The sequence below is a fragment of the Legionella qingyii genome (assembly GCF_003184185.1).
This window is the reverse complement of sequence record NZ_QHJG01000019.1, coordinates 11,450-32,495: the sequence shown is the minus strand read 5'-3', so window position 1 is coordinate 32,495 and position 21,046 is coordinate 11,450. Positions and strand designations below refer to the sequence as shown.

The following is a 21,046-nucleotide window of genomic DNA, read 5'->3' as shown; positions in this document are numbered from 1 at the left end:
TGTGTGGTTTCAATTAAAAATAGAACATTGTCCAAGCCAAGAAATAGAACTGCTTAGCGAGGAGTTAGAAGAATTCGGTGCGCTGTCCATTATGCTCACCGATAAAAATGACAATCCTGTTCTTGAGCCTGAACCAGGAACAACACCATTATGGCCTGAAGTTGTTATTCAGGCTTTATTTTCAGAAGTGTTCCAGGCACAACATACTCGTGATCACTTAATGCAAGCGTATCCTAAATTAACATGCACTTTAGAAGTTCTGGAAGATAAGGATTGGGAAAGAGCTTGGATGGATGATTTCAAACCACAACGCTTTGGCAAACGGCTCTGGATCTGCCCTACTTGGTCAACTCCACCTGAACCCGATGCGGTTAACCTAATGTTAGACCCAGGTTTGGCATTTGGTACTGGAACCCATCCTACGACTGCTTTATGTTTAACCTGGCTGGAACAAGCTGATTTACAAAATAAATCAGTGATTGATTACGGTTGTGGCTCAGGTATTCTTTCTTTGGCTGCATTAAAGTTAGGGGCAGCAAAAGTACATGCAGTAGATATCGATCAACAAGCTCTGCAAGCGACTCAAAATAATGCATTGGCAAACAAACTTGATGAACACAAATTATTAGTTAGCATGCCCGAGGTAGTACACGAGCCTGTAGATTTGATTATTGCAAACATTTTGTTGGCTCCATTAATTACCCTGAAAGAACGCTTTCAACAATTGCTAACCCCTAAAGGGATGCTTATTGTATCAGGAATATTGGAAGAACAAGCGTTTAAGCTCATTGAAACATATGCGCCAATGTTTACTGCGATTCATCAGGAAAACCTTAATGGATGGTCATTATTGGCCTTTACCCATAAAACAGATTAAATTGTCATTGTTTTTATTGGTAGTGCAAAAACATTAACCTGAGATGATACTCTGAATGTTCCGGATTCCGCGGCGCCTCACCCAGATTACACTTAGTTAAGGAAATTATAATGGTTCAAGAATATGCATTCTCTGCCTTTAAACCCCAAAGAGCCCTGCTTAGTGTTTCCGATAAACGAGGTATAGTGGACTTGGGCAAAGTACTTCATCAAATGGGCGTGGAGCTTGTCGCAACGGGAAATACTGCAGCATTACTCAAAGAACATAAATTGCCAGTCATCGATGTTAGTGAATGTACGGGCTTTCCCGAAATGCTCGATGGCCGAGTAAAAACTTTGCATCCTGCCATTCATGCAGGTTTACTCGCACGTGGGAAAAAAGATGAAAAAACGCTCAAAGAACACTCCATCAAACCCATCGATTTACTGGTAATTAATCTATATCCATTTGAACAAACTATTAGTCGACCTGACTGTAATTTCAATGAGGCTATAGAAAATATTGATATCGGCGGACCCGCCATGATTCGCTCAGCAGCTAAAAATCATGCAAACACTTTTGTAGTAGTAAACCCAGAAGATTATGCCGAACTCATTCACTACTTAAAAAGCCAAAAAGTTCCTTCAGATTGGGGATTCACCCTAGCCAAAAAAGCTTTTGCTCATACTGCCGCTTATGATGCAGCAATTACAAATTATCTGACCACTTTAGATGCACAGTACACTCCCTGTGGTTTCCCAGAAGTACTAACATGCCAATTTAATAAAATAACCGACCTACGCTATGGAGAAAATCCCCACCAGCAAGCTGCTTTTTATGTTGATAAAAAAGTTTCATCCGGCTCATTAGGTTCTGCTCAATTGATTCAAGGCAAGCAGTTATCCTATAACAACATTCTAGATGCTGATGCGGCGTTGGATTGCGCTAAATCATTTTCTTGCGAAAAACCCGTTTGTGTTATTATCAAGCATGCAAACCCTTGTGGTATTGCTATAAGTGATTCTCCTCTTAATGCTTATCTTAAGGCTTTTCAATGTGATCCAACATCGGCCTACGGTGGTATCATTGCTTTTAACCAAAAATTGGATGGTATTACCGCAAAAACCATTCTTGACAACCAGTTTGTAGAAGTCATTCTAGCTCCTGAGATCAGTGATGAGGCAAAAAAAATTCTTGCCAGTAAAGAAAATATTCGTGTCTTATCAACTGGAGCCTGGAAACAAAATGATGCATTTCGTTTGAACATGAAAAAAGTTGATGGGGGCTTGCTGGTACAAGAACATGACTCTCTTTCACTAGGAAGTTATGAATTTAAAGTCATGACCCAGGACAAACCATCTGAACAGCAAATGAATGATTTAATGTTTGCCTGGCTTGCAGTAAAACATGTGAAATCCAATGCAATTGTTTATGCTAAAGATGCAGCAACAATTGGTATCGGAGGTGGTCAAACCAGCCGCGTTATGAGTGCTCGTATTGGCCTTTGGCAAGCAGCACAAATGGGATTTGCTCCCCGCGGTTCAGTCATGGCTTCTGACGCATTTATTCCTTTTCCGGATACAGTAGAGATTGCTGCAGAAGCCGGAATTTCTGCTATTATTCAACCAGGCGGTTCAATCAGAGATGCACAAATTATCGCTTGCGCTGAAGAACATGGAATAATTATGGTATTCACCGGAATCCGCCACTTCAAACATTGATGTGTAGTAACAAAATGCATGTGCAGGATGGGTGTAGCGCAGCAAAACCCAAGGTTTTAATGGATAAGGTTCTCTGGGTTCCGCTTTGCTTCATCCAGGTTACAGAGTGTTGTCATTAAGCCATATCATTAGCTTCCCAAGAATAAGTCGCGGAACGTTGGCAAGAGAACGAGTTCTTAACTTAAAAGCAATGGAGTTACAAAGGTGCTTTATGGGAGAAAACAGACTGTGAATACTCTTGTAATTACAGGAATTAGTCGAGGGATAGGACTAGAAACAGCCAAAATTTTTTTAATGAATGGATGGCTCGTTATTGGAACTTCAACACATGGTGATACCCCTCTAAAACACAAGAATCTAACAATTCATCCGCTTAATTTGATGAATTCAGAACAAATTAATCATTTTGCTGACCAATTACCAAAATTTGATGTATTAATTAATAATGCAGCCATCCTCCTAGAAGATTGGGGTGAAGTAAAAATTAACATGTGTCAGTTAAAAGAAACATTTTCTGTTAATGTCTTCGGAACTATTGAATTAACTGAACAATGCATTCCAAAGTTAAATCCTGATGCCCAAATAATTAACATCTCTTCAGGATGGGGGACTTTTAGTTCAAATGATTCTGCATCAGTGCCTCATTACAAAATGTCAAAATCCTGCGTCAACATGTATACTCTACTCTTAGCCAAGAGACTACCTGGAGTTACTGTCTCAAGTTTTGACCCCGGTTGGGTAAGGACGGATATGGGAAAAAATAACGCCCCAAAACTGCCTTTGGATACGGCATGCGAACTCTTTGAATTGGTTAACAAGAAAAAAGAAAGCGGTTATTTTTGGTATGAAGGAAGAACGAGAGATTGGTAAATAATAAATTTTCCAGGCACACAACTCTTGATCCATAACGATAAACAAACCAAAATAGTACATAAAATTATTTGTCCACAGGAGTTAGGATGACCCATGACAAAGAGCTTGGTGAGTTACTACAGGCTATAGCAGCTAAAAGTCTGCAAATAATTTCTGATATAAAAGAAACTCCTTTACAAGTTCCTGCAATAATCAATCAGTATATTGAGCTAACGGAACATTTCCAAAATGTAATGAGTATCCTTCTGCAGAATCCTGAAAAAATTTGGGAAATGCAACTCGCATACTGGAAAGACGCATTTAATTTAGCACAAACCCAACTACAATATTGGTTAAATGGGACTCCCATGCCCATCAATGATCCACGCTTTCATGAAGAAGACTGGATAAACAATCCTTTTTTTAATATGTTAACTCAGCATTACCTTTTAGCCAGTCAACATATGAATACTTTATTTCAACGGATAGAATACCCTGATAAAAATACCGCGAAGCGTCTCCAATTTTTTACCAAGCAATATTTAGATGCACTATCCCCAGCTAATTTTCTTCATACTAATCCTCAGATCATGGATGAAACATTGAAAAGTCATGGCAAAAATTTATTGCATGGGCTTCATAATTTACTTTCTGATCTAGAAGTTGGCTCCCCGCGTCTCATGATTAAAATGACAGATACTGAGGCATTCCAGCTCGGTAAAAACCTTGCCATTACTCCGGGAAAGGTAGTCTTTCGTAACAGCCTAATGGAGCTGATTCAATATACACCTCAAACCACTAAAGTAAAGTCTATTCCTCTTCTTATTATCCCCCCCTGGATAAACAAATATTATATTCTCGATTTAAGTCCACATAATTCGCTTGTTGGGTGGTTAGTCAAACAAGGAATTACTGTTTTTATCATTTCTTGGGTTAATCCAGGTTCAAATTTCTCTCATAAAAGTTTATACGACTATTTAAATGAAGGACCTTTAACCGCGATTAGTATGATTCAAAAGCAACTCGGTATAAAGCAGGTTAATACTATGGGCTTTTGTATTGGGGGAACACTTCTATCCATGTTACTTGCTTATAATAAAGCACGACAAGACAACTCCATTCGCAGTGCAACCTTTTTGGCGTCTATGATTGATTTTAGTGATCCAGGTGATATTGCTGTTTTTATTGATGAACAACAAATCGCAAAACTGGAAGATGAAATGAAGTCTAAAGGTTATCTTGCCGGAAAATTCATGGCCTCAAGTTTTAACTCACTCCGGGCAAATGACTTAATTTGGTCTTTCTTTATTAAAAATTATCTGCGCGGTAAAAACCCGGTTCCTTTTGACATATTGTATTGGAACTCAGATTCCACCAACATGCCAGCAACAATGCATTCCCAATATTTAAGATGGATGTATTTGCATAATGATCTGATAAAACCAGGTAAAATCCATCTCAATCATACCCCAATTGACATCAGTGCCATTGATATACCAACCTTTTTCCTCTCTACCGAAAAAGATCATATCGCTCCATGGAAAACTACTTATTTGGGCTTTCAACTTATGAATGGCCCCAAACGTTTTGTACTTGGTGGGTCTGGACATATAGCAGGAATTATCAATTCACCTGAAATGAAAAAATACGGCTATAAGGTCAATAATCATTCCCCTGCCCATGCAGAACAATGGCTTGAGCAAGCCACAGAGCATCCAGGCTCTTGGTGGCCAGAATGGTTAAAATGGTTAAAAAATCATTCAGGGAAACTCATACCCGCTCCTGATTTTAACCAATTGCCATTAAAATCAGTGATGGACGCTCCAGGTAGTTATGTTCTGAAAAAAGAGAAGGCAGAGTGAAGCGAAGTGAAATCCAGGCTCCTCTTCTAAATTTTCGCCCAACACTATATTTCATATTCATTAGCCCATTTGCTTGCAAATGGGGTGAATGTAGCTTGGGCGCTGCCTAGACTACTTTATCAAATAAGAACTCAAATTTAACATCCACCAGTGTTCACTACCACAGTTGGAGGAGTTGTAGCACTGGTTGCTTGAGTATATACCACCGTGCAATTCGTTTTGAGTGTGTAAGTTGTTGCAGTACCTGTCGTAGACACAGCAAAAGCGCTTGATACATTCATTGCATTCACAATACCCGCAGCGGATGGATAACCATAAACCAATCCAACAGTAGCACCTTCCATAGTGATTGAGCCGGTAGCCCCAGTTTGTCCTGTAGCTAAGGCGGCGCCATGAGCAGTGACATTAGCTGAGTTTAACGCTCCAGCTAAACCATTCAGATCTGCAATATTTGCTTGTGAGCTGAAATCATAAAATTTGGGAATTGCATAAGCAGCTAAAATTCCTAATATGACCATCACCACAACTAACTCAATTAAAGTAAAGCCTTTTTGCTTATTCATTTCAAGTATCCTTAATAATTTGTTAGTCCATTTTTAACTATGTCTGAAGTAATTTGTTACCAGCTACCAGCTCCCCAAATGTTCTTAGTCATGGCACCACTGCAACAAATCTATCTTAAAAGTAACAACTCCTATTCTTACAGTATAGCTCAAGAATCAGCTGAATATTGAGAAGAGTGCTCTACACAGAAGCTCCCTCTATGGAAGCCTGAGTCAAATCTAAAAAACGTATAAATAGACTTATAGGAATAGCAATTAAAATGACTAAAATCAGACTATGGAGCCACGATAGACAGTAGAATTTTTTCATATCTATCATTGTTGTTTCACCAAAGAAGCTAAGTTCCATGTCGGTAAAAATACTCCCAATGCAAGAATCAATACCATGCCACCAATGATTACCAATAAAATAGGCTCAATAGTGTCACTTATACGAACAATGTCATAATTGATTTCACGTTGGTAATACTCTGCCACCTCGTCAAGTAGATGATCAATGGTACCACTCTCCTCCCCAAGTACGATCATCTGAATAATTAGAGGAGGGAAAAGATTGGTTTTATCTATAGCTGATGAAATTGTATTTCCTTTAGCTATTAAATCAGTAACTCCTTGTATTCGTAAAGACATATAAGCATTATTAGTTGATGCCCCTACCATTTGAATACCATCGACAGCAGTGATACCCGCACGTAATACCAGAGAAAGAAGTCTGGCGAATCGCGTAAGTAATATACGATGGATAAGCCATCCGATAACCGGAATTTTAAGCTGGAATTTTCCCCACTGAACTGCTCCTTTAGGCGAATGGATATAAGATCTGATAGCCCATATAGCAAACACTACGATGCCAATTAAAATATACCAATAATGGATAATAAAATTGGAAGTGGTTAAGAGTATGCGCGTTGGCAATGGTAAAATACCATGCATATTTGCATAGAGTTTAGCGAAGGCAGGGATAACAAAAACATTAATGATGAGCAATGCTATAATAATTGCTCCAATTACCATTAGGGGATATCGTAAAGCAGATTTGATTTTTTTTGTAATATCCACTTCCATCTCAAGATATTCGGCAAGATGGAGAAAAATCTTATCCAGATTACCCGTATTTTCTCCAATAACAATTAAATTTAGAAAGAAATCAGAGAAAATGTTTGGGAATTGCCTCATGGCCATATTCAGTGAACTGCCTTTATTTAAGGAGATAACTACTTTTTGCAGCGCCTCGGCTAAGGTTTTATTGCGCGTAGTCTCGGCAAGCCGTGTTATTCCAGAAGCAATAGGAATCCCAGCATGAATTAGTGAATACATCTGGTGACAAAATATATGCAAATCATTTAAAGTGACTTTAGGGTCAAACCAACTTTTCTTGGTGCTCGAAACACTAGATGTACTTGATTTTTTTCCAGTACTTACAGAGATATCTAGCGGTATGAGGCCCTCACTGATCAGTTGATTGGCAAGATCTTCGGCACTTATCGCATTTCGTTGCCCACTCAGTGCTTTACCCTGTTGATCACGGGCATTGAAGTAATATTCTGGCATACCTTGTAGTCCCTTATCAAAATAATACTATACTCGTAACGTGAACCATTGAAGCTTGAAAAAAGATCTGGCCTGAATCTAAACGCTTGTACTATGTTGGATCTGCTTTAATGAGCGTCCAGACTCCACGTTTTTAACATTGTAAACTGCAATCGTACAATTTACCGCCTCATAAACTCTTCATCTAATTGTCCGACTACACGTATTGCTTCAGAAACTGAAGTGGTACCTCGCGTCACTAAATCAAGTACTGATTCAGATAACGGACGATAAGTTTCACAAGCCAATGCTGCTTTGACAAAGCTGTTTGAGTCATTATGTCTTAAAGCCATTAACATGTCTTTATTTAACTCCAAAAGTTCATAGACACCTGTTCGACCTAAAAATCCACGATAATTACAAGCAGAACATCCTTTAGCATTTTTAAATGGGAGAGTTAAATCAACCTTCATTGATTCAAGCCAAACGGATTCATGTGGTTCAAGTTGCTCAATGATGGAGCAATTATCACACAAATTACGAACCAATCGTTGGCCTATAATTCCTTTAACAGCTGTTGCAACCATATAACCTTCTGCACCCATGTCAATTAAACGCATGGCTGAAGTCATAGCATCATTAGTGTGTAATGTAGCTAATACCAAATGTCCTGTAATCGCAGCTCGCATAGCTATTTGTGCTGTTTCCGCATCACGAATTTCTCCAACCATAATGACATCAGGGTCTTGACGAAGCATAGCACGAAGAACTCGAGCAAAAGTAAGATCTATTTTGGGGTTCACTTGGACTTGGTTAACTCGCTCAATCCTATACTCAATAGGATCTTCGACAGTTAATATTTTACGTTCTGGAGAATTAATGCGCTGCAGTACACTGTATAATGTAGTGGTTTTACCGCTTCCTGTGGGACCAGTAACAAGAAGCATTCCATAGGGTTTGGAATAAATATTCTCCAAGCGTTTCACCATTGTAGGATCGATGCCTAACTGACTTAAGTCCGTAATCTGGGTTGATTGATCTAATAAACGCATGACAACAGATTCACCATTCGCTGTAGGGAGTGTTGAGACACGAACATCAAATGATTTTCCTTTAATTTTAAAATTAAAACGTCCGTCTTGTGGAATACGTTTTTCAGCAATATCTAAGTGAGCACGAAGTTTTAAACGTTGGACCAAAGCACCTAGGATACGTTTTTCATCTAAAATATTTTCATTTAATATTCCATCTACTCGAAAGCGAATTCGTAGCGATTTTTCACCAGGTTCAATATGAATGTCAGAAGCACGTGCTTGGACAGCATCGCGAAATAAAGAATTTAACAGTTTAACGACAGGAGCTTGCTCTTCGCTTTCTAGTGCTTCATCGAATAAATCATCTTGTTGCTCTTTAAATTCTTCTAAAATTTCATGTGAAAGCTCTTGAGCAAAGTTAGTGATCTCTTGTGTATGTCGATAAACTCTATCGAACACTTTCAGGAGCGCCAATTCGCTAACTACGGCCATTCTAATTGGACGTTTTAAGATTTTTGAGATTGCATCAAAGGCATTAATATCTTGAGGATCAGACATTCCTACTATTAAAACACCATCCTCTTCTTTTATGATAAGAGCTCGATAACGACGAGCATAAATTTCAGGTAGAAGATGAGTCAAACTTTTATCTATTTCATAATGATTTAAATCGATATAAGATATCTTTAGCTGATTGGCAATAAAGTTTAAAACCTCTTCTTCAGAAATTACTCCCATATCAACTAATATATGCCCTAATTTACCTCCAGACTTTCTTTGTAACTCAATGGCTTTATCCAAGCTTTCTTGAGAAATTAACTTCTCCTTAAACAATAATTCGCCAAGTCGAATCCGTTTCATAATTATCCCTGTAAGACTTTCAATCGATTTTCGGCATAATCGCGTACTGTTGGCTCACTTTCCGGGTTTTGACTCGCACGAAGATATGCTTCAATAGCTTGATTCATTTTATTATTATGTTCTAACGCAATCGCATAACCTAACCAATAACGACCATCATTAGGATCAATTTGTATCAAAGATCGATAAATACTACCTGATTCAAGAATCCGGCCTTCAGATTGCAGCGCTGCCGCCAAAGTGCCATAAAAATCAGGATAAGACGTCATAGAGGGTCGGTATTTTGATAAAAGGTTAATGGCCTCCATGGCTTTTCCTTGATCAAGAAATAATCTTGCTTTGATAGTAATAAGGGCCGTATCAGCAGGAGTGTATCGAAGCCCTTCATTCACGATTTCAGCTGCGTGAGCAAAATCCCCATAGGTCAAATAAAGTGAAGCTAAATTTTCTCGAACATCAGATGCATTAGGCACCCTAGTCAGGATTTCTCGCAATAGGGTTATCGCTTCTTGATCAAACCCTTTGTCTATGGCTTCAAGCGCTTTATTTAACTGGGCATCATGCCATTCCTCAAGAGTTTGAGGCGTATATACTTTATTTACTACAGCTGCAGATGGCTCACTTTGATTATCTACCCAATTGCTCAGTGCATCTGTTGCGACAGGTAATTGAATAGCAACTCGCTGTGATGCAACAGACGCCAATGGCTCAATATAACTTACACGTTTGACTGGTTCTGAAACAGTGGTAACAGCAGCTTGGACTATAGGTTCCAACTTGATTGTTGCATCAAAGCTATTAATTTCTGCCTCAGGAACACTTTGTGTTGCTTGAACGTTCATTTTTGCTGAATGCTTATGAAGCAAAAAAAGGAACAAAGTTAATGTGACCAATGCAAGACCTAATAAAATTTTCTTACTTGCTCCTTTATTTCGAAGAGGTACCGGCATAAATAAAGGTGTGGCTTGCTTTGTGTGCTTTTGCTTCGCAAGATCATGTAACATTTCATTAAGCAAACTCATAGATATAGTCCATAGGTCCAATACATCATTAAAATAACGCTAAGCCCTAGTACTCCGATTCCAGAGTAGATTAATAATGAATAAATCCATTCTAAGCGTGTAGAACTTAATGTATCAATTATGGCCCGCCGTACCGCGTGACCATCCACTTGATTCTTGCCTTGCCCATAAGCGACTAAAAGTGACTTATGGCACAGAATATTTAACAATCTTGGTAAGCCCTGGCTTGCACGATATAAGAGTTTTTGCGCTTTTTGAGTAAAAACAGAGCCATAAGTATACCCAGCTCGTGCCATCCTATGATTCAAATTATTTATCCAGTTCATGACGCGCTAAAGGTTGTAGATGATAAGAAAAAGTAATACGTTGTTTTAATTGTCGCAAGCCCGATTGCTCAAGTTTAGTATTTAATTCGGGTTGGCCAAAAAGAACTACTTGTAGTAATTTATGTTCTTCAGTTTCCAAATTAGTCAAAAGTCGAACCGCTTCCAAACATTCGTCAGATAAAAACTGAGCCTCATCAATAATCAGTACTGTTTTTTTGCCGGCTCGGTGCAATTCTAATAAACATCGATTAATTGCCTCCAGCAATTGATATTGTGTCCAACCTTCGTCAGGTTGCATGCCTAACTCATGGGCAAGAGAAAGTCGTAAGCCTTCCGCGGTTTGATCCGGATTAGGAATATAGGCAGTGACGTATTCTTCAGATAAGTAGTTAAGTAATAATCTGCACAACAAAGTTTTTCCTGTCCCTACCTCGCCGATAATTTTAATAAAGCCCTCACCTTGAGCCAAACTAAGCAGCAGTACATTCAACGCTTCTTTGTGGGTTGGGAGTTCACAAAAAAACTCCGTATTAGGCGTGAGCGTAAATGGTGCTTTATGCAATTTAAAATGTTCTAAATACATTGCCTCTCCCTTTTAGCGCGTACCTAAGTTCTCAGTAGATTTGGGTCCTAACATAACAGGAACTTCACCCTGAGTACCATAAACATCAGGTCTACCACCAATATGAAAACCACGTTTAAGGCTCGAAACACGACGCGCCGACACCGTAATGTCTTTATTTGTGCTTCTCCCATTCACAATAGTTGGTCTCAATAAAATGACAAGTTCAGTTTTTTGAGAGTCTTGCTTTGTCGCGCGCACTAAAGTTCCTAGAAACGGAATATTGCCAAACCAGGGCAACTGGCCTATTCCCTCCGTGGTTGTATCTTGCATCAAACCACCAATAACTACGACTTGGCCGTTTTTAGCGTGCACCATTGTATCTGATTCACGAATGGTGCTATTGGCTAAAGGTAAATCCAATATCCCACCTTGAGTTCCTAAGTCAATCACCTTACGTTGGTCTTTTACCAAGCTTACAGTAGGATGTATATGTAAAGTAACTTGACCATTGGCGTCAATTTGCGGCGTAACATCCAAAGTAATACCTGAGAAAAAAGGAGTCAAATTAACATTTAACATAGGTTGAGTCACAAGGCTTGAAGTGACAATATTTTGATTTTGGGATACGTTGGTTACAAAAAATTCATCAAACCCTACTTTTATCGCTGCGCTTTGATTATTCATAGCTGTAACGCGTGGGCTTGAAAGCACCTGAACATTCCCTTGGGTTTCTAATGCCTGAATCACCGATGTAAAATCTTGAGGATTCCAGTGAATGTCGACATCAAACGCTTTAGGAAAACTTGATTGAGAAATATCAACCTCTGGGAAATTACTTAAAGCGTTGAGCCTGGATCCAAAAATTTTCCAATCAATCCCCATTTGGAATTGATTGGTCAAATTGACCTCCAGGATTTTAGCTTCAAGAATCACTTGCCGGTCCATGCTGTTTTGCACCATGTCCAGATAACGCTCAACATGTTTGAGCTCTCGGGGTTCGGCGTGAACCACAACTAAACCAGCCATTTTATTGACCGTTACAGAGCGACCTTCCTCTTTACCGACCATCTTTTTGACAGTATTTTCAAGTGACTTCCAAAAATCGATATTACTTTTGGTTTCAACATCACCTACTACAGCACTGTAGTTTTGATTACCGTTACTAAGTACTCCAGAAATATTGCCACCAGAAACCGAGGTTCCTGTACTTGAGCCACCAGGAGAGCCCGCATTGGTCACTTCACCTGAACTTACAGTCATGCTTGAACGACTTTTTCGTTCTAATTCAAGATAGTTGACTTTGAAAATTTGAGTTCTTAACGTGTTAGGTAAGATTTCATATCCACCAGGAATCGCATTAAAGGAATAACCATATGCATCCTCTAGTGCTTGCAGGACCTGTTCTACAGTAACCCGTTTCATACTTAGGGTAACATTCCCTTTAATCTCCGGACTTACTACCATGTTGGTTGACGTATCGGCAACCAATCCCATATAAAAGGCTTGTGCGGGCACATTTTTAACCGCTATATCAAAACGTTGGGGACCACCTTGTGATCTTGCATCACGGATTTTCAGACTTGGAAGCAATGCTCTGACTGGGCTTCCTCGTCCCTTGGTATGATCTGATTTCATAACTATTTTATTATTGGCAACAGCTTGTTGCATCACCTTGTTCATCTCATCAATAGCGGTTCCCTTTATTGGTGCATGAGTGTTGCAGGCGGCAAGAAATAAAGAAATAAAAACTATGATCCCTCTTCTCATCAATGAGTCTTCCACAAGCGTTTGCCAAATAAATATAGAATCTTTCTATGTCCCGCGTAGAACAATACCACATGATTTTTATCAATAGCAAGAACGCGTGCTCCCTGAATGTTACTTCCTGTTCCTACGATTTGTCCATTAATCATAGCCAATCGCCTCATTGGCCCAATCAAAATACTTTGCAAATTAAAATCATCCTCGTCTGCTGATGATTCATGAACTAAGGGGCTTATAATGGGTTTTGTCGGATCGTGTAACGCAGCATAACTCATATTAATTAAGTTAAACCCAAAAAAGAAAAAGATTATCGATTGTTTTTTTAGGCTCATTGATTTTGTCCTTTATTTATTATCAGTTGAGCACTTTTGGGTTTTAAAGTGTAAAAATCGACCGTTACTAGCCCTTGTGGATATTTCGTTACCGTATAATCAAATTTGTCCCAATAAAGCTGCCAGGGTAATTGTTCCAGACGTTGCAAATACCTCATCACTGGGAAATAAGTACCCCGCATAATGAGACGGTAATGATTCGCTTGTATGGTAAATGGAAGTGCTGGCGTTTGAACAGAAGATGTTTTAGGTGTTGCAGTATTACTCGTTTGCTGGTTTATTGGCGATGAGGAAGGTAGCGGTGTAACCGTACCAAAATTCTCGATGGTTACCCCCATTGTTTGTTTTAACATATCATGCAGTAGCTTTGCCAAATCACGTTCCGCTATATAGCGCTTATTATAACGAATGATTTCTTTATCGAGCATAGTAATCTCAGTAGTTAACTCTTTAAACTGGGTAATAACTTTTACTGTTTCTGGGTTGCTGATCAGAATTTCAACAATCTTCTTTTTCTGTGTCAATATAGTAATCTGCTTGTCAATTTTATGCGCTTGTTGTTCTTTTTGATATTTTGAGTTTAATATTGGCTTTACAACAGCAAAAAACCATAAGAAAAGAAGAGCAACTATGGTAATGATTAGTAGCAGTATTCTGTCTCGCTCACTCAAGTGATCAATTTTTTGTTTTAATAAATATAATTGCTTTGCATAAAAAAACTTTAGATCCATTCACTGTACTCCCTGGGCTTTTTGATCCTGAGCAGTTTGTTCAGGAATTGCCTCTTCCTGTGACCCAAGAGCATAGGTAGCAATAGAGAACTTCAAATAAGGATGATTTTTAATTGTTTTTACAAAAAACAATTTAAAGATAACATTTTTGAAAGAGTTGGTAGTTGATAGCTGACTCATAAGTTCCGATACTGAATCTGGATGAATGGCGTATCCATTTAAGGTAATGTTATTGGAATCATGATCAATTTGAATTTGATTTAGCCATAAAGTATTTGAGGTTGTTTGAGCCAAATCAAACATGTATTCAGAAAATCCGCGCCGAACAACGAGGTGCTCCAGTGAATTAAGTTCTACTTTCTTGGCTTGCAGTTTTTTCTCAAGATTTTTAACGCGAGTTACAAAAGGAATATCGCTAACTAGCAAGGGATAATCCTTTGTCATTTTCTTGTAATCTTCTTGTGCATACAATAAGCTCTTTTGAGCCATCCTAAGTGATTTATAAGCTTGAAAATTAATTAACTCAAGAACAACGGAAATAATAGCTAAACTTACCAAGGTAATGAGTACTATCAAACCCATTAATGATGCAGGCAATCGACTGGAGCTTTTGGGAAGCCCCTTTAGAAAATTTATAGATTGACTCATGATTCACTTTCCCTATCCAAGAGCATTAGGGCTCCGCCAATAGCATAAAAAACCTTTTCCAGAATTTCAGGAGCGACCGGTTCAGACATAAAAAGTAAATTAATATCTAATAATCTTACTTCCTTATTAAGTTCTGCTTGTAAATAGGAGAGCAGATCTGTAGCTTTATAAAAACTGGGAGTGAAAAAAATTTGTTTTGGTTCAGGAAGTTTGAGTTCCATCAAACAATAGTCAATACTACGCTGAATTTCTAACAACATATTCTGATTCGCAGAATTATGAGGTTGTATAATGGTTTTACTCATAGGTAAAGTACGGAACAGATACAAGTCTCCCATATAATATACATGATGTTGACAGTTCTCATCATCATAACTAATGACTATGAATGGAACCTCAGTTGATATTGGCTCAAGTGATAAAAGTTTGCTTAAAGCCAACTCACTAATGCTGACTCCCGTAACATTTAATAGACAACTTTCCATCATGGAAACATGACTTAGTAATGCAGACTGCAATGTCACCGCAACAAAAGCTTTTTTCCTTTTGCTACCCGCACCATGTGGCGGCACCGTAAAAACATCTACAACGATATCATTTAAGGGATAATCGACTAACCCCTTAAGTTGCCAACGTAGTGCTTTAGCCAGTTCATTTTCGGGGACTTCGGGTGTATCTATTAATAGCAACTGGTAAAGGCTTGGGGAAAGAACCACTTGGCATGGGCGTCCAACCAAATGATGTTTATAAACATCGTCTTCCAAACATTTAGCAATATCAACAGGAGATGGTTCAGGGAAGTAATGCTCCTCACAGAAGAGGATGTGCTGATTATCAGCCAAGCCAACAAGCGAATATCCGAAATCACTAAGAAAGCAAGATAGAGGTTGAGGTGATTTAAATTTACCTAATCCAAACATGGATCATCCTGATCATTGTTCATGAATGGCAGTATAAACTGAGCTACGTTCAATTGTCGATTGAAAAAATTGATAATTATTAATGCAGGAAAATATGCTTATGACATATTACTCAGGTAAACAGTATTGACCATAGCAACGCGTTCACTACCGTTGCTTAAGATCATATTTATCGTGACAGCACGAACAGCCGTCAAGGTTGTAGTTGAAGCAAAATTAGATTGATAATAAGTAAGTGAGAAACTGGTTACTTGGTTACTGAGTGTCTGAGCGGAAGCACCTGTTCGCGTCAAAATCGGGCTAGACCAACTATAAGATATAGTAGAGCCACCTGTAGTGGTAAATGACACCTCGGTTGGATTGATTGCTGAAAAACGATTTGCCTGTTGTAACTCTTTAGTCATACGTGCCATAGCAATGGTAGCCTGATTGGTTAACGCGGTAACTTTTACTCCTGTAAAATAGTTAGTAAAACCCGCACTTAACATAAGAGATACTGCAGACAAAACCACACCTGTCGTAATCATCACAATAAGCATTTCAATAAGCGTAAATCCTTTAATTGTTCGCATAATTATATACACTTGCATTAATCGAAGCATTCCCGGAACCCGTTACATTAAGAGTAATTGTTTTTGGATTGGAGCCTGCAATAACAGGGGGACTCACAGCAAAATCATTTTCTAAAGCATAATTCGATAATACCGTACATATATCAAGACTTGGTGTACTGGTACACGGATCGTCCAGGGCAGTATAACCATTTATATCACGATTCATTAATATGATTTGCATACGTGCATTCGCTAAAAAACTTGCTTGAGGTGTTGTTCTAGGTATGCCGCTGTACCGTTGTGCCTGATTTATACCAATCAATAATCCGCTTACAATAATCCCCATGGTTACTATAAAAACAATCAGCTCAATGATAGAGAAACCGCTCTGTTTCTGCTTTGGCATGTCTTTTCCTCATTGATTATGCAATACAGTAGGAATTACTCCCGACACAGTTCCCGAGCCGGTTCCACTTACTGAATTAAGAGTATAACTCGTAGGAAGAGAAATAGCAGTCCAAACACCACCTATATAGCGGTATGCTACAGTACCCGTACCCACAGCCAAACAATCGCTCGGGGCATTACAATGCACACCACGTAAATTAAGTGTTCCAGGTGATGTTTGAGCCACACAAGATGCATTGGAGGTAATAGGAAGACTGCAATTAAAAATGACACCATTATTTCCTACAACAATACAGTTACCGGTGCTTGGGCAATGCACTTCATTTAGAGACTGACCACTAATAAAAGCACTATTCCATCCACTACCATTAAAATAATGAACCGCACCAACGCTGCGCACAAGTACACAACTATTGGCTTGCACGCAATCAATACTATTTAAAGTACCTCCTATATTAGTCCGATTATCAAATGGGCTAGTGGAGTTTATCGGAAAGCGATAAAGATCATTAGGAAGTGTAGCCATACAAATATCATTAACACAACTCACACTTGAAACTGGCACACTCCCCATTCCTTTCATGTTATAAGGTAGGCCAGTTCCTGTATAATACATGAGTGGCCACGGTGGACTTTTGCTTTGTCCTACTATCCAACAAAGGGCTGGATTGTTTGGGATATCACATGAAACTGCCATAAAATTTGAATCGCTAACTGTTCCTAATAAAGCCCATGACCCGCCATTAAATTGATAGATGTAGCCCTCATTAGTGGCAGTAGAACCTACAGCCAAGCCATAACTAGAGCTGATTTCTACACCCCGAAGAGTAACCCCACCTGCTGTCAGCACCGTTAACCACGAGGCACCATCATATTTAAGAATAATACCGTTCGTACCCTGTGTTCCCACTGCATAGTAAGCTCCTCCTTGAAACAATAATACTGCTTGATTAAGCGTTACCTTGCCATTAGGCGCATCTAGAGAAGGGGCACCACCTTGACTGCTAATGATGTATTGTGACTGACTTGCTATCGCGCCGGAAAGGTGAGCTGCCGCGATTGTTCCATTTTGTCCTCGTCGCAGATTGAGCAAGGTATTTCCGCTTATTCCATCATAATAAATCATTTCTGAATCAATGGTTATGGCTCCAAAGGCTCCGAAGTTAGCAACTGAAGCAACTGGAATAAAAGAAGAGGTCGCCGTCAGAGGACTAGTAATCGTTGTTGTGGCTTGATTTTGACTGCAACTGTATTGGTATTCCCCTTGATCCGTAACAGTGACAATTGAACTCCACGCATTATTGCAAACTCCAAGGGATAACTGGTAATTACCATGTTCAATGCCCGTTTTAGCTAAATCATAGGCATTATTTGCGGATATAGTACTTATAGCTGAATTGGTACCGCTAACAATCATCGAGACAAACGCTGTCGCAAGCCCTGCTACAACAACAAGTAAAATAGCAATAACCATCATTAAAAATCCAGATTGCTTACCCATTCACGAACCCCGTTTCTGCAGAAACTGTAAGCGTGCTGGTACCGACTCCAGATGCTGTAATTGTAATTATTGCGCCTGACTCAGGCGCCCCCATTGAATTAAACGTAATGCTCACAGAAGACAGTGTGATTCCTGTAGGCATACTCACAGAGTATGCGCCATTAGGAGGATTTGGAGAAATGGTATAACTGTTTGTTGAAAGAATAATACTATAATTTGTATTTAAACTGCTCGCCAAAGTTTGGGTATAACGTATATCTCGTCTTAATTGTTCTGTTATGGAGGACAAACTGTAAAGTGAAACTGATGGAGTTTTTATCCCATAATAAACCGCCATAAGGGTAACAATCAAAATGATGACAATCAGTTCAATAAGGGTAAATCCGGATGTTCGTCGCATCACAAATACCTGTAATTAAAATTCTCCTAGCTTTTATAAAAATATAGTACCGCTGACTTTATTTAATTGCTATGTATCTGTTTAAAAAACATAAATTATCAATAATAAAAAATGGAAAACACCTTGCCCATGGTCTAGCATAAAATCATAGAGGATACAAATGTGCAAGTGAGGCCGAGAAAAATGAAAAAAATAATAGTTGCCTTAATTATCGCCGGCTCATCTATTCTATTAAGTAATTGTGATACAAAGTGTTGCGATGATGGCTTGGGACATTGTATCCAAACAGGAACGAGCACTTGTCCGAAAACTGATTATAATGCCTGGTGGTATTAAGAACATTTTGAAAAATCGAATCTAGGCTTGAATTAATTCATTTTCAATAGTTACATAGTCAATTTTTCCTGAAGGTAAAACAGGAATCTTGCTTCCTGGTACAATTTGATGGGGAATCAGTAATTCTGAATAATTCAGCTCCTTTATTCTCTTAACAAAACTCACTTTATCCGCACTCTCAGCCTCACTATATAATATTATTTGCTCTCCTTTTTTTGGACTTTTCTTGCTTACTGCGGCATGTAACAACTCAGGCCAAATTGAGGCAGCAACACCCTCTACTGCAGTAAGAGAAACCATTTCCCCTGCTATTTTCGCAAAACGTTTTGCCCGACCTGCAATCGTAATGAATCCTTCTTCATTCATAGTGACGATATCACCCGTATCATGCCACCCATCTTCAGTCGCAATAATCGTTCCCGGCTTTTCAGACGAAAGATAACCTTTCATGACATTAGGACCACGCAATATTAACCGGCCGCCTTCAGCGATGCCATCTACGGGCTGAATTCGACTTTCCATGGAAGGCAACAACATTCCCACACTACCTGGTATAGAAGCCAAAGGACAATTCATGGAAATCACTGGTGCAGCCTCTGTTGCGCCATACCCTTCATAGACTTTAACTCCAAAAGCATCTATCCAGTGTCGAATTGTTTCCGGCTTCACTTTTTCCGCGCCAGCAAAAATATAGCGTACACTGCTGAAATCATGTCGTTCTGCAACTCGAGCATAGCCTGTTAAAAAGGTATCCGTGCCAAGCATAATGGTAGCACCGGTTTGATAAATCAATCCCGGAATTATTTTATAATGCAAAGGAGATGGATAATAAAAGCAACTAATTCCCTGTATTAGCGGAAGAATTGAACCCGTTGTTAATCCAAAACAATGAAATATGGGTAACGCATTGAAAAATTTATCATGAGAAGAGAAATCCACTCGCGAAGTTAACTGGCAACAATTTGCCAGTAAATTAGAATGAGTTAAAACAACCCCCTTTGGAAGTCCTTCTGAGCCCGAAGTAAATAATATAACTCCTGGTTCCTCCGGAGAAACAGGATCACCAATTAACTTATATGCACGAGAAGGAAACATCCCTTTGAATATCCCGGAAAGTTTATGACCCAAGTTAATGGAAGACTTAAAATCTTCGAGGAAATAAATCTTTATCCCTGCGTTCTGTAATCCTTCGACTATACTTTCTAGTTTTGCTGAATCAATAAATTGTCTTGCCGTATAAATAGTTTTGACTTCAGCAACATTACATGTAGCTAATAAATTATGAAGTCCCAAGCTAAAATTCAACATCGCTGGAATGCGCCGATATGCATGTAAAGCAAAAAAGGTGACCATCCCCGCAATCGTTGTAGGCAGCATGATACCGACATGCTCTCCCACTTGAGTTTGCTCCTTAATTTGTCGGCCTAATATAAAACAACGAGCAAGAAATTGTTTGGAAGTTAAAGGTGCACGATTTGCGTCTTCAATTTTTGCTTTATTCTTTGTTCCTAATACGGTTCCTTGAATGAGTGCTTCAAACATTGACATGGGTTGATAGCTATTCGCAAAAGTAAGCTCACTAATTAATTGAAACAAACGTGTGCTCATAGCATTTCGGTCAAGAGGCGTATTTTCCTTCTGTATATAGGATTGTGTTGGCAATACATGCAAAATAATTTTGGGAAATAAATACGTACGATGCTTATCTTTACTTATAGAAAAAATACTGTGTTGTGCCCCATCGATACGTATCGGGATAACTGAGGCTCCAGCTTTTTGTAGTACCATTCCTGGGGCATCAAAAACCTTCAAGCTCTCTTCCTGCAATCCTATTCCCTGTGGAAAAATAACACAACGCTTCCCTTCGCGTATCGCTTTGATTAAAGCTCTTGCTGCAAAAGCATTGGTAGAGTCGATGACAATGACATCGGCAAAAAGCATCATTATTTTCATCCAGAGCCTACCTGCTGATCGCGGAGGAAACGCTACAGTTAATTGCTCAGGCAAAAATACAGCAAGCAAAAGCAAATCAATTTTTGAAGTTCTATTTGCAATAATCACTGAGTTAGGTTCGGGCTGATAAGTTCCACGCAGCTCTACTTTAAAGCAGTAGGTTAAGATTGCTCTAATCCATCTACGCGCACGTTGCTTTTGTCTTTCCATCCACATAACTTGTTCCATGTTTTTGTTTCTCATATAAAAAACCGCTCTTGGTTATACCCAATCAAACATTATTTTTCAATGATTGCAACCGATTGCC

Annotated in this window: 21 protein-coding genes; 5 read left to right on the top strand and 16 right to left on the bottom strand. The window is 38.9% G+C overall.

From position 1 onward, the window contains the following. Position 1: 1 nt before the first annotated feature. From prmA to DGG96_RS12085, 4 genes are all read left to right on the top strand, one after another. Positions 2-877: a 50S ribosomal protein L11 methyltransferase gene (prmA, locus tag DGG96_RS12100; protein WP_110142921.1), complete on the top strand. Its 876-nt coding sequence runs from the start codon at positions 2-4 to the stop codon at positions 875-877. 110 nt (positions 878-987) lie between these two features. Further along, positions 988-2,577, top strand: coding sequence for a bifunctional phosphoribosylaminoimidazolecarboxamide formyltransferase/IMP cyclohydrolase (purH, locus tag DGG96_RS12095; protein WP_110142920.1), 1,590 nt, complete (start codon positions 988-990; stop codon positions 2,575-2,577). Between the two features lie 228 nt (positions 2,578-2,805). Continuing rightward, entirely contained in the window at positions 2,806-3,447 is a 642-nt protein-coding gene (locus DGG96_RS12090) for an SDR family NAD(P)-dependent oxidoreductase (protein ID WP_110142968.1), read from the top strand. 89 nt (positions 3,448-3,536) lie between these two features. Next, positions 3,537-5,291: a PHA/PHB synthase family protein gene (locus DGG96_RS12085; protein ID WP_110142919.1), complete on the top strand. Its 1,755-nt coding sequence runs from the start codon at positions 3,537-3,539 to the stop codon at positions 5,289-5,291. A 137-nt stretch (positions 5,292-5,428) separates the two neighbouring features. On the opposite strand, the gene DGG96_RS12080 is transcribed toward DGG96_RS12085, so the two are convergent. The 15 genes from DGG96_RS12080 to DGG96_RS12015 all read right to left on the bottom strand — a co-directional run bounded on the left by DGG96_RS12080 (position 5,429) and on the right by DGG96_RS12015 (position 18,450). Continuing rightward, the gene (locus DGG96_RS12080; protein ID WP_110142918.1) at positions 5,429-5,854 is read right to left on the bottom strand and encodes a type II secretion system protein; all 426 of its coding nucleotides are present in this window, start codon (positions 5,852-5,854) and stop codon (positions 5,429-5,431) included. Positions 5,855-6,169: 315 nt separating this feature from the next. Continuing rightward, entirely contained in the window at positions 6,170-7,405 is a 1,236-nt protein-coding gene (locus tag DGG96_RS12075) for a type II secretion system F family protein (RefSeq protein WP_110142917.1), read from the bottom strand. A 161-nt stretch (positions 7,406-7,566) separates the two neighbouring features. Continuing rightward, complete coding sequence (locus DGG96_RS12070; protein WP_110142916.1) at positions 7,567-9,279, bottom strand: GspE/PulE family protein; 1,713 nt, start codon at positions 9,277-9,279, stop codon at positions 7,567-7,569. 2 nt (positions 9,280-9,281) lie between these two features. Next, complete coding sequence (locus tag DGG96_RS12065) at positions 9,282-10,301, bottom strand: tetratricopeptide repeat protein (RefSeq protein WP_110142915.1); 1,020 nt, start codon at positions 10,299-10,301, stop codon at positions 9,282-9,284. Further along, positions 10,298-10,609 carry a hypothetical protein gene (locus tag DGG96_RS21050; RefSeq protein ID WP_205872619.1) on the bottom strand — a complete coding sequence of 104 codons (312 nt, stop codon included), beginning with the start codon at positions 10,607-10,609 and terminating at the stop codon, positions 10,298-10,300. The genes DGG96_RS12065 and DGG96_RS21050 overlap by 4 nt, the downstream gene beginning before the upstream one ends. A gap of 1 nt (position 10,610) precedes the next feature. Continuing rightward, positions 10,611-11,210, bottom strand: coding sequence for an ExeA family protein (locus DGG96_RS12060; RefSeq protein ID WP_205872618.1), 600 nt, complete (start codon positions 11,208-11,210; stop codon positions 10,611-10,613). Positions 11,211-11,222: 12 nt separating this feature from the next. After that, a complete protein-coding gene (gene mshL / locus DGG96_RS12055) occupies positions 11,223-12,959 on the bottom strand; it encodes a pilus (MSHA type) biogenesis protein MshL (RefSeq protein WP_110142914.1) in 1,737 nt (578 codons plus the stop codon). After that, positions 12,959-13,288 carry a hypothetical protein gene (locus tag DGG96_RS12050; protein ID WP_110142913.1) on the bottom strand — a complete coding sequence of 110 codons (330 nt, stop codon included), beginning with the start codon at positions 13,286-13,288 and terminating at the stop codon, positions 12,959-12,961. Before DGG96_RS12050 ends, mshL begins: the two co-directional genes overlap by 1 nt. Continuing rightward, positions 13,285-14,019, bottom strand: coding sequence for a hypothetical protein (locus DGG96_RS12045; RefSeq protein ID WP_110142912.1), 735 nt, complete (start codon positions 14,017-14,019; stop codon positions 13,285-13,287). The genes DGG96_RS12050 and DGG96_RS12045 overlap by 4 nt, the downstream gene beginning before the upstream one ends. Next, complete coding sequence (locus DGG96_RS12040; protein WP_110142911.1) at positions 14,020-14,667, bottom strand: PilN domain-containing protein; 648 nt, start codon at positions 14,665-14,667, stop codon at positions 14,020-14,022. Then, entirely contained in the window at positions 14,664-15,587 is a 924-nt protein-coding gene (locus DGG96_RS12035; protein ID WP_110142910.1) for a hypothetical protein, read from the bottom strand. Before DGG96_RS12035 ends, DGG96_RS12040 begins: the two co-directional genes overlap by 4 nt. Positions 15,588-15,685: 98 nt before the next feature. After that, positions 15,686-16,159 (bottom strand): PulJ/GspJ family protein, encoded by a 474-nt coding sequence (locus DGG96_RS12030; RefSeq protein WP_158618886.1) that lies wholly within the window; start codon positions 16,157-16,159, stop codon positions 15,686-15,688. Next, a complete protein-coding gene (locus tag DGG96_RS12025; RefSeq protein WP_110142908.1) occupies positions 16,146-16,547 on the bottom strand; it encodes a type IV pilus modification PilV family protein in 402 nt (133 codons plus the stop codon). Before DGG96_RS12025 ends, DGG96_RS12030 begins: the two co-directional genes overlap by 14 nt. Positions 16,548-16,556: 9 nt before the next feature. Then, complete coding sequence (locus tag DGG96_RS12020; protein ID WP_110142907.1) at positions 16,557-18,050, bottom strand: hypothetical protein; 1,494 nt, start codon at positions 18,048-18,050, stop codon at positions 16,557-16,559. Next, positions 18,043-18,450, bottom strand: coding sequence for a prepilin-type N-terminal cleavage/methylation domain-containing protein (locus DGG96_RS12015; RefSeq protein ID WP_110142906.1), 408 nt, complete (start codon positions 18,448-18,450; stop codon positions 18,043-18,045). Before DGG96_RS12015 ends, DGG96_RS12020 begins: the two co-directional genes overlap by 8 nt. Positions 18,451-18,633: 183 nt before the next feature. On the opposite strand from DGG96_RS12015, the gene DGG96_RS20865 reads away from it, so the two are divergent. Further along, positions 18,634-18,786 (top strand): hypothetical protein, encoded by a 153-nt coding sequence (locus DGG96_RS20865; protein WP_158618887.1) that lies wholly within the window; start codon positions 18,634-18,636, stop codon positions 18,784-18,786. Between the two features lie 21 nt (positions 18,787-18,807). On the opposite strand, the gene DGG96_RS12010 is transcribed toward DGG96_RS20865, so the two are convergent. Next, on the bottom strand, positions 18,808-20,967 hold the full coding sequence (locus DGG96_RS12010; RefSeq protein ID WP_110142905.1) for an AMP-binding protein: 2,160 nt from the start codon (positions 20,965-20,967) through the stop codon (positions 18,808-18,810). Positions 20,968-21,046 lie beyond the last annotated feature (79 nt).

What these genes read in the sequence shown, in the direction of transcription:
- purH (WP_110142920.1), top strand. Translation starts at nt 988, where the DNA reads ATGGTTCAAGAATATGCATTCTCTGCCTTTAAACCCCAAAGAGCCCTG.
- DGG96_RS12085 (WP_110142919.1), top strand. Translation starts at nt 3,537, where the DNA reads ATGACCCATGACAAAGAGCTTGGTGAGTTACTACAGGCTATAGCAGCT.
- DGG96_RS12080 (WP_110142918.1), bottom strand. Translation starts at nt 5,854, where the DNA reads ATGAATAAGCAAAAAGGCTTTACTTTAATTGAGTTAGTTGTGGTGATG.
- DGG96_RS12075 (WP_110142917.1), bottom strand. Translation starts at nt 7,405, where the DNA reads ATGCCAGAATATTACTTCAATGCCCGTGATCAACAGGGTAAAGCACTG.
- DGG96_RS12070 (WP_110142916.1), bottom strand. Translation starts at nt 9,279, where the DNA reads ATGAAACGGATTCGACTTGGCGAATTATTGTTTAAGGAGAAGTTAATT.
- DGG96_RS12065 (WP_110142915.1), bottom strand. Translation starts at nt 10,301, where the DNA reads ATGAGTTTGCTTAATGAAATGTTACATGATCTTGCGAAGCAAAAGCAC.
- DGG96_RS12060 (WP_205872618.1), bottom strand. Translation starts at nt 11,210, where the DNA reads ATGTATTTAGAACATTTTAAATTGCATAAAGCACCATTTACGCTCACG.
- mshL (WP_110142914.1), bottom strand. Translation starts at nt 12,959, where the DNA reads ATGAGAAGAGGGATCATAGTTTTTATTTCTTTATTTCTTGCCGCCTGC.
- DGG96_RS12050 (WP_110142913.1), bottom strand. Translation starts at nt 13,288, where the DNA reads ATGAGCCTAAAAAAACAATCGATAATCTTTTTCTTTTTTGGGTTTAAC.
- DGG96_RS12045 (WP_110142912.1), bottom strand. Translation starts at nt 14,019, where the DNA reads ATGGATCTAAAGTTTTTTTATGCAAAGCAATTATATTTATTAAAACAA.
- DGG96_RS12040 (WP_110142911.1), bottom strand. Translation starts at nt 14,667, where the DNA reads ATGAGTCAATCTATAAATTTTCTAAAGGGGCTTCCCAAAAGCTCCAGT.
- DGG96_RS12035 (WP_110142910.1), bottom strand. Translation starts at nt 15,587, where the DNA reads ATGTTTGGATTAGGTAAATTTAAATCACCTCAACCTCTATCTTGCTTT.
- DGG96_RS12030 (WP_158618886.1), bottom strand. Translation starts at nt 16,159, where the DNA reads ATGCGAACAATTAAAGGATTTACGCTTATTGAAATGCTTATTGTGATG.
- DGG96_RS12025 (WP_110142908.1), bottom strand. Translation starts at nt 16,547, where the DNA reads ATGCCAAAGCAGAAACAGAGCGGTTTCTCTATCATTGAGCTGATTGTT.
- DGG96_RS12020 (WP_110142907.1), bottom strand. Translation starts at nt 18,050, where the DNA reads ATGGGTAAGCAATCTGGATTTTTAATGATGGTTATTGCTATTTTACTT.
- DGG96_RS12015 (WP_110142906.1), bottom strand. Translation starts at nt 18,450, where the DNA reads ATGCGACGAACATCCGGATTTACCCTTATTGAACTGATTGTCATCATT.
- DGG96_RS20865 (WP_158618887.1), top strand. Translation starts at nt 18,634, where the DNA reads ATGAAAAAAATAATAGTTGCCTTAATTATCGCCGGCTCATCTATTCTA.
- DGG96_RS12010 (WP_110142905.1), bottom strand. Translation starts at nt 20,967, where the DNA reads ATGGAACAAGTTATGTGGATGGAAAGACAAAAGCAACGTGCGCGTAGA.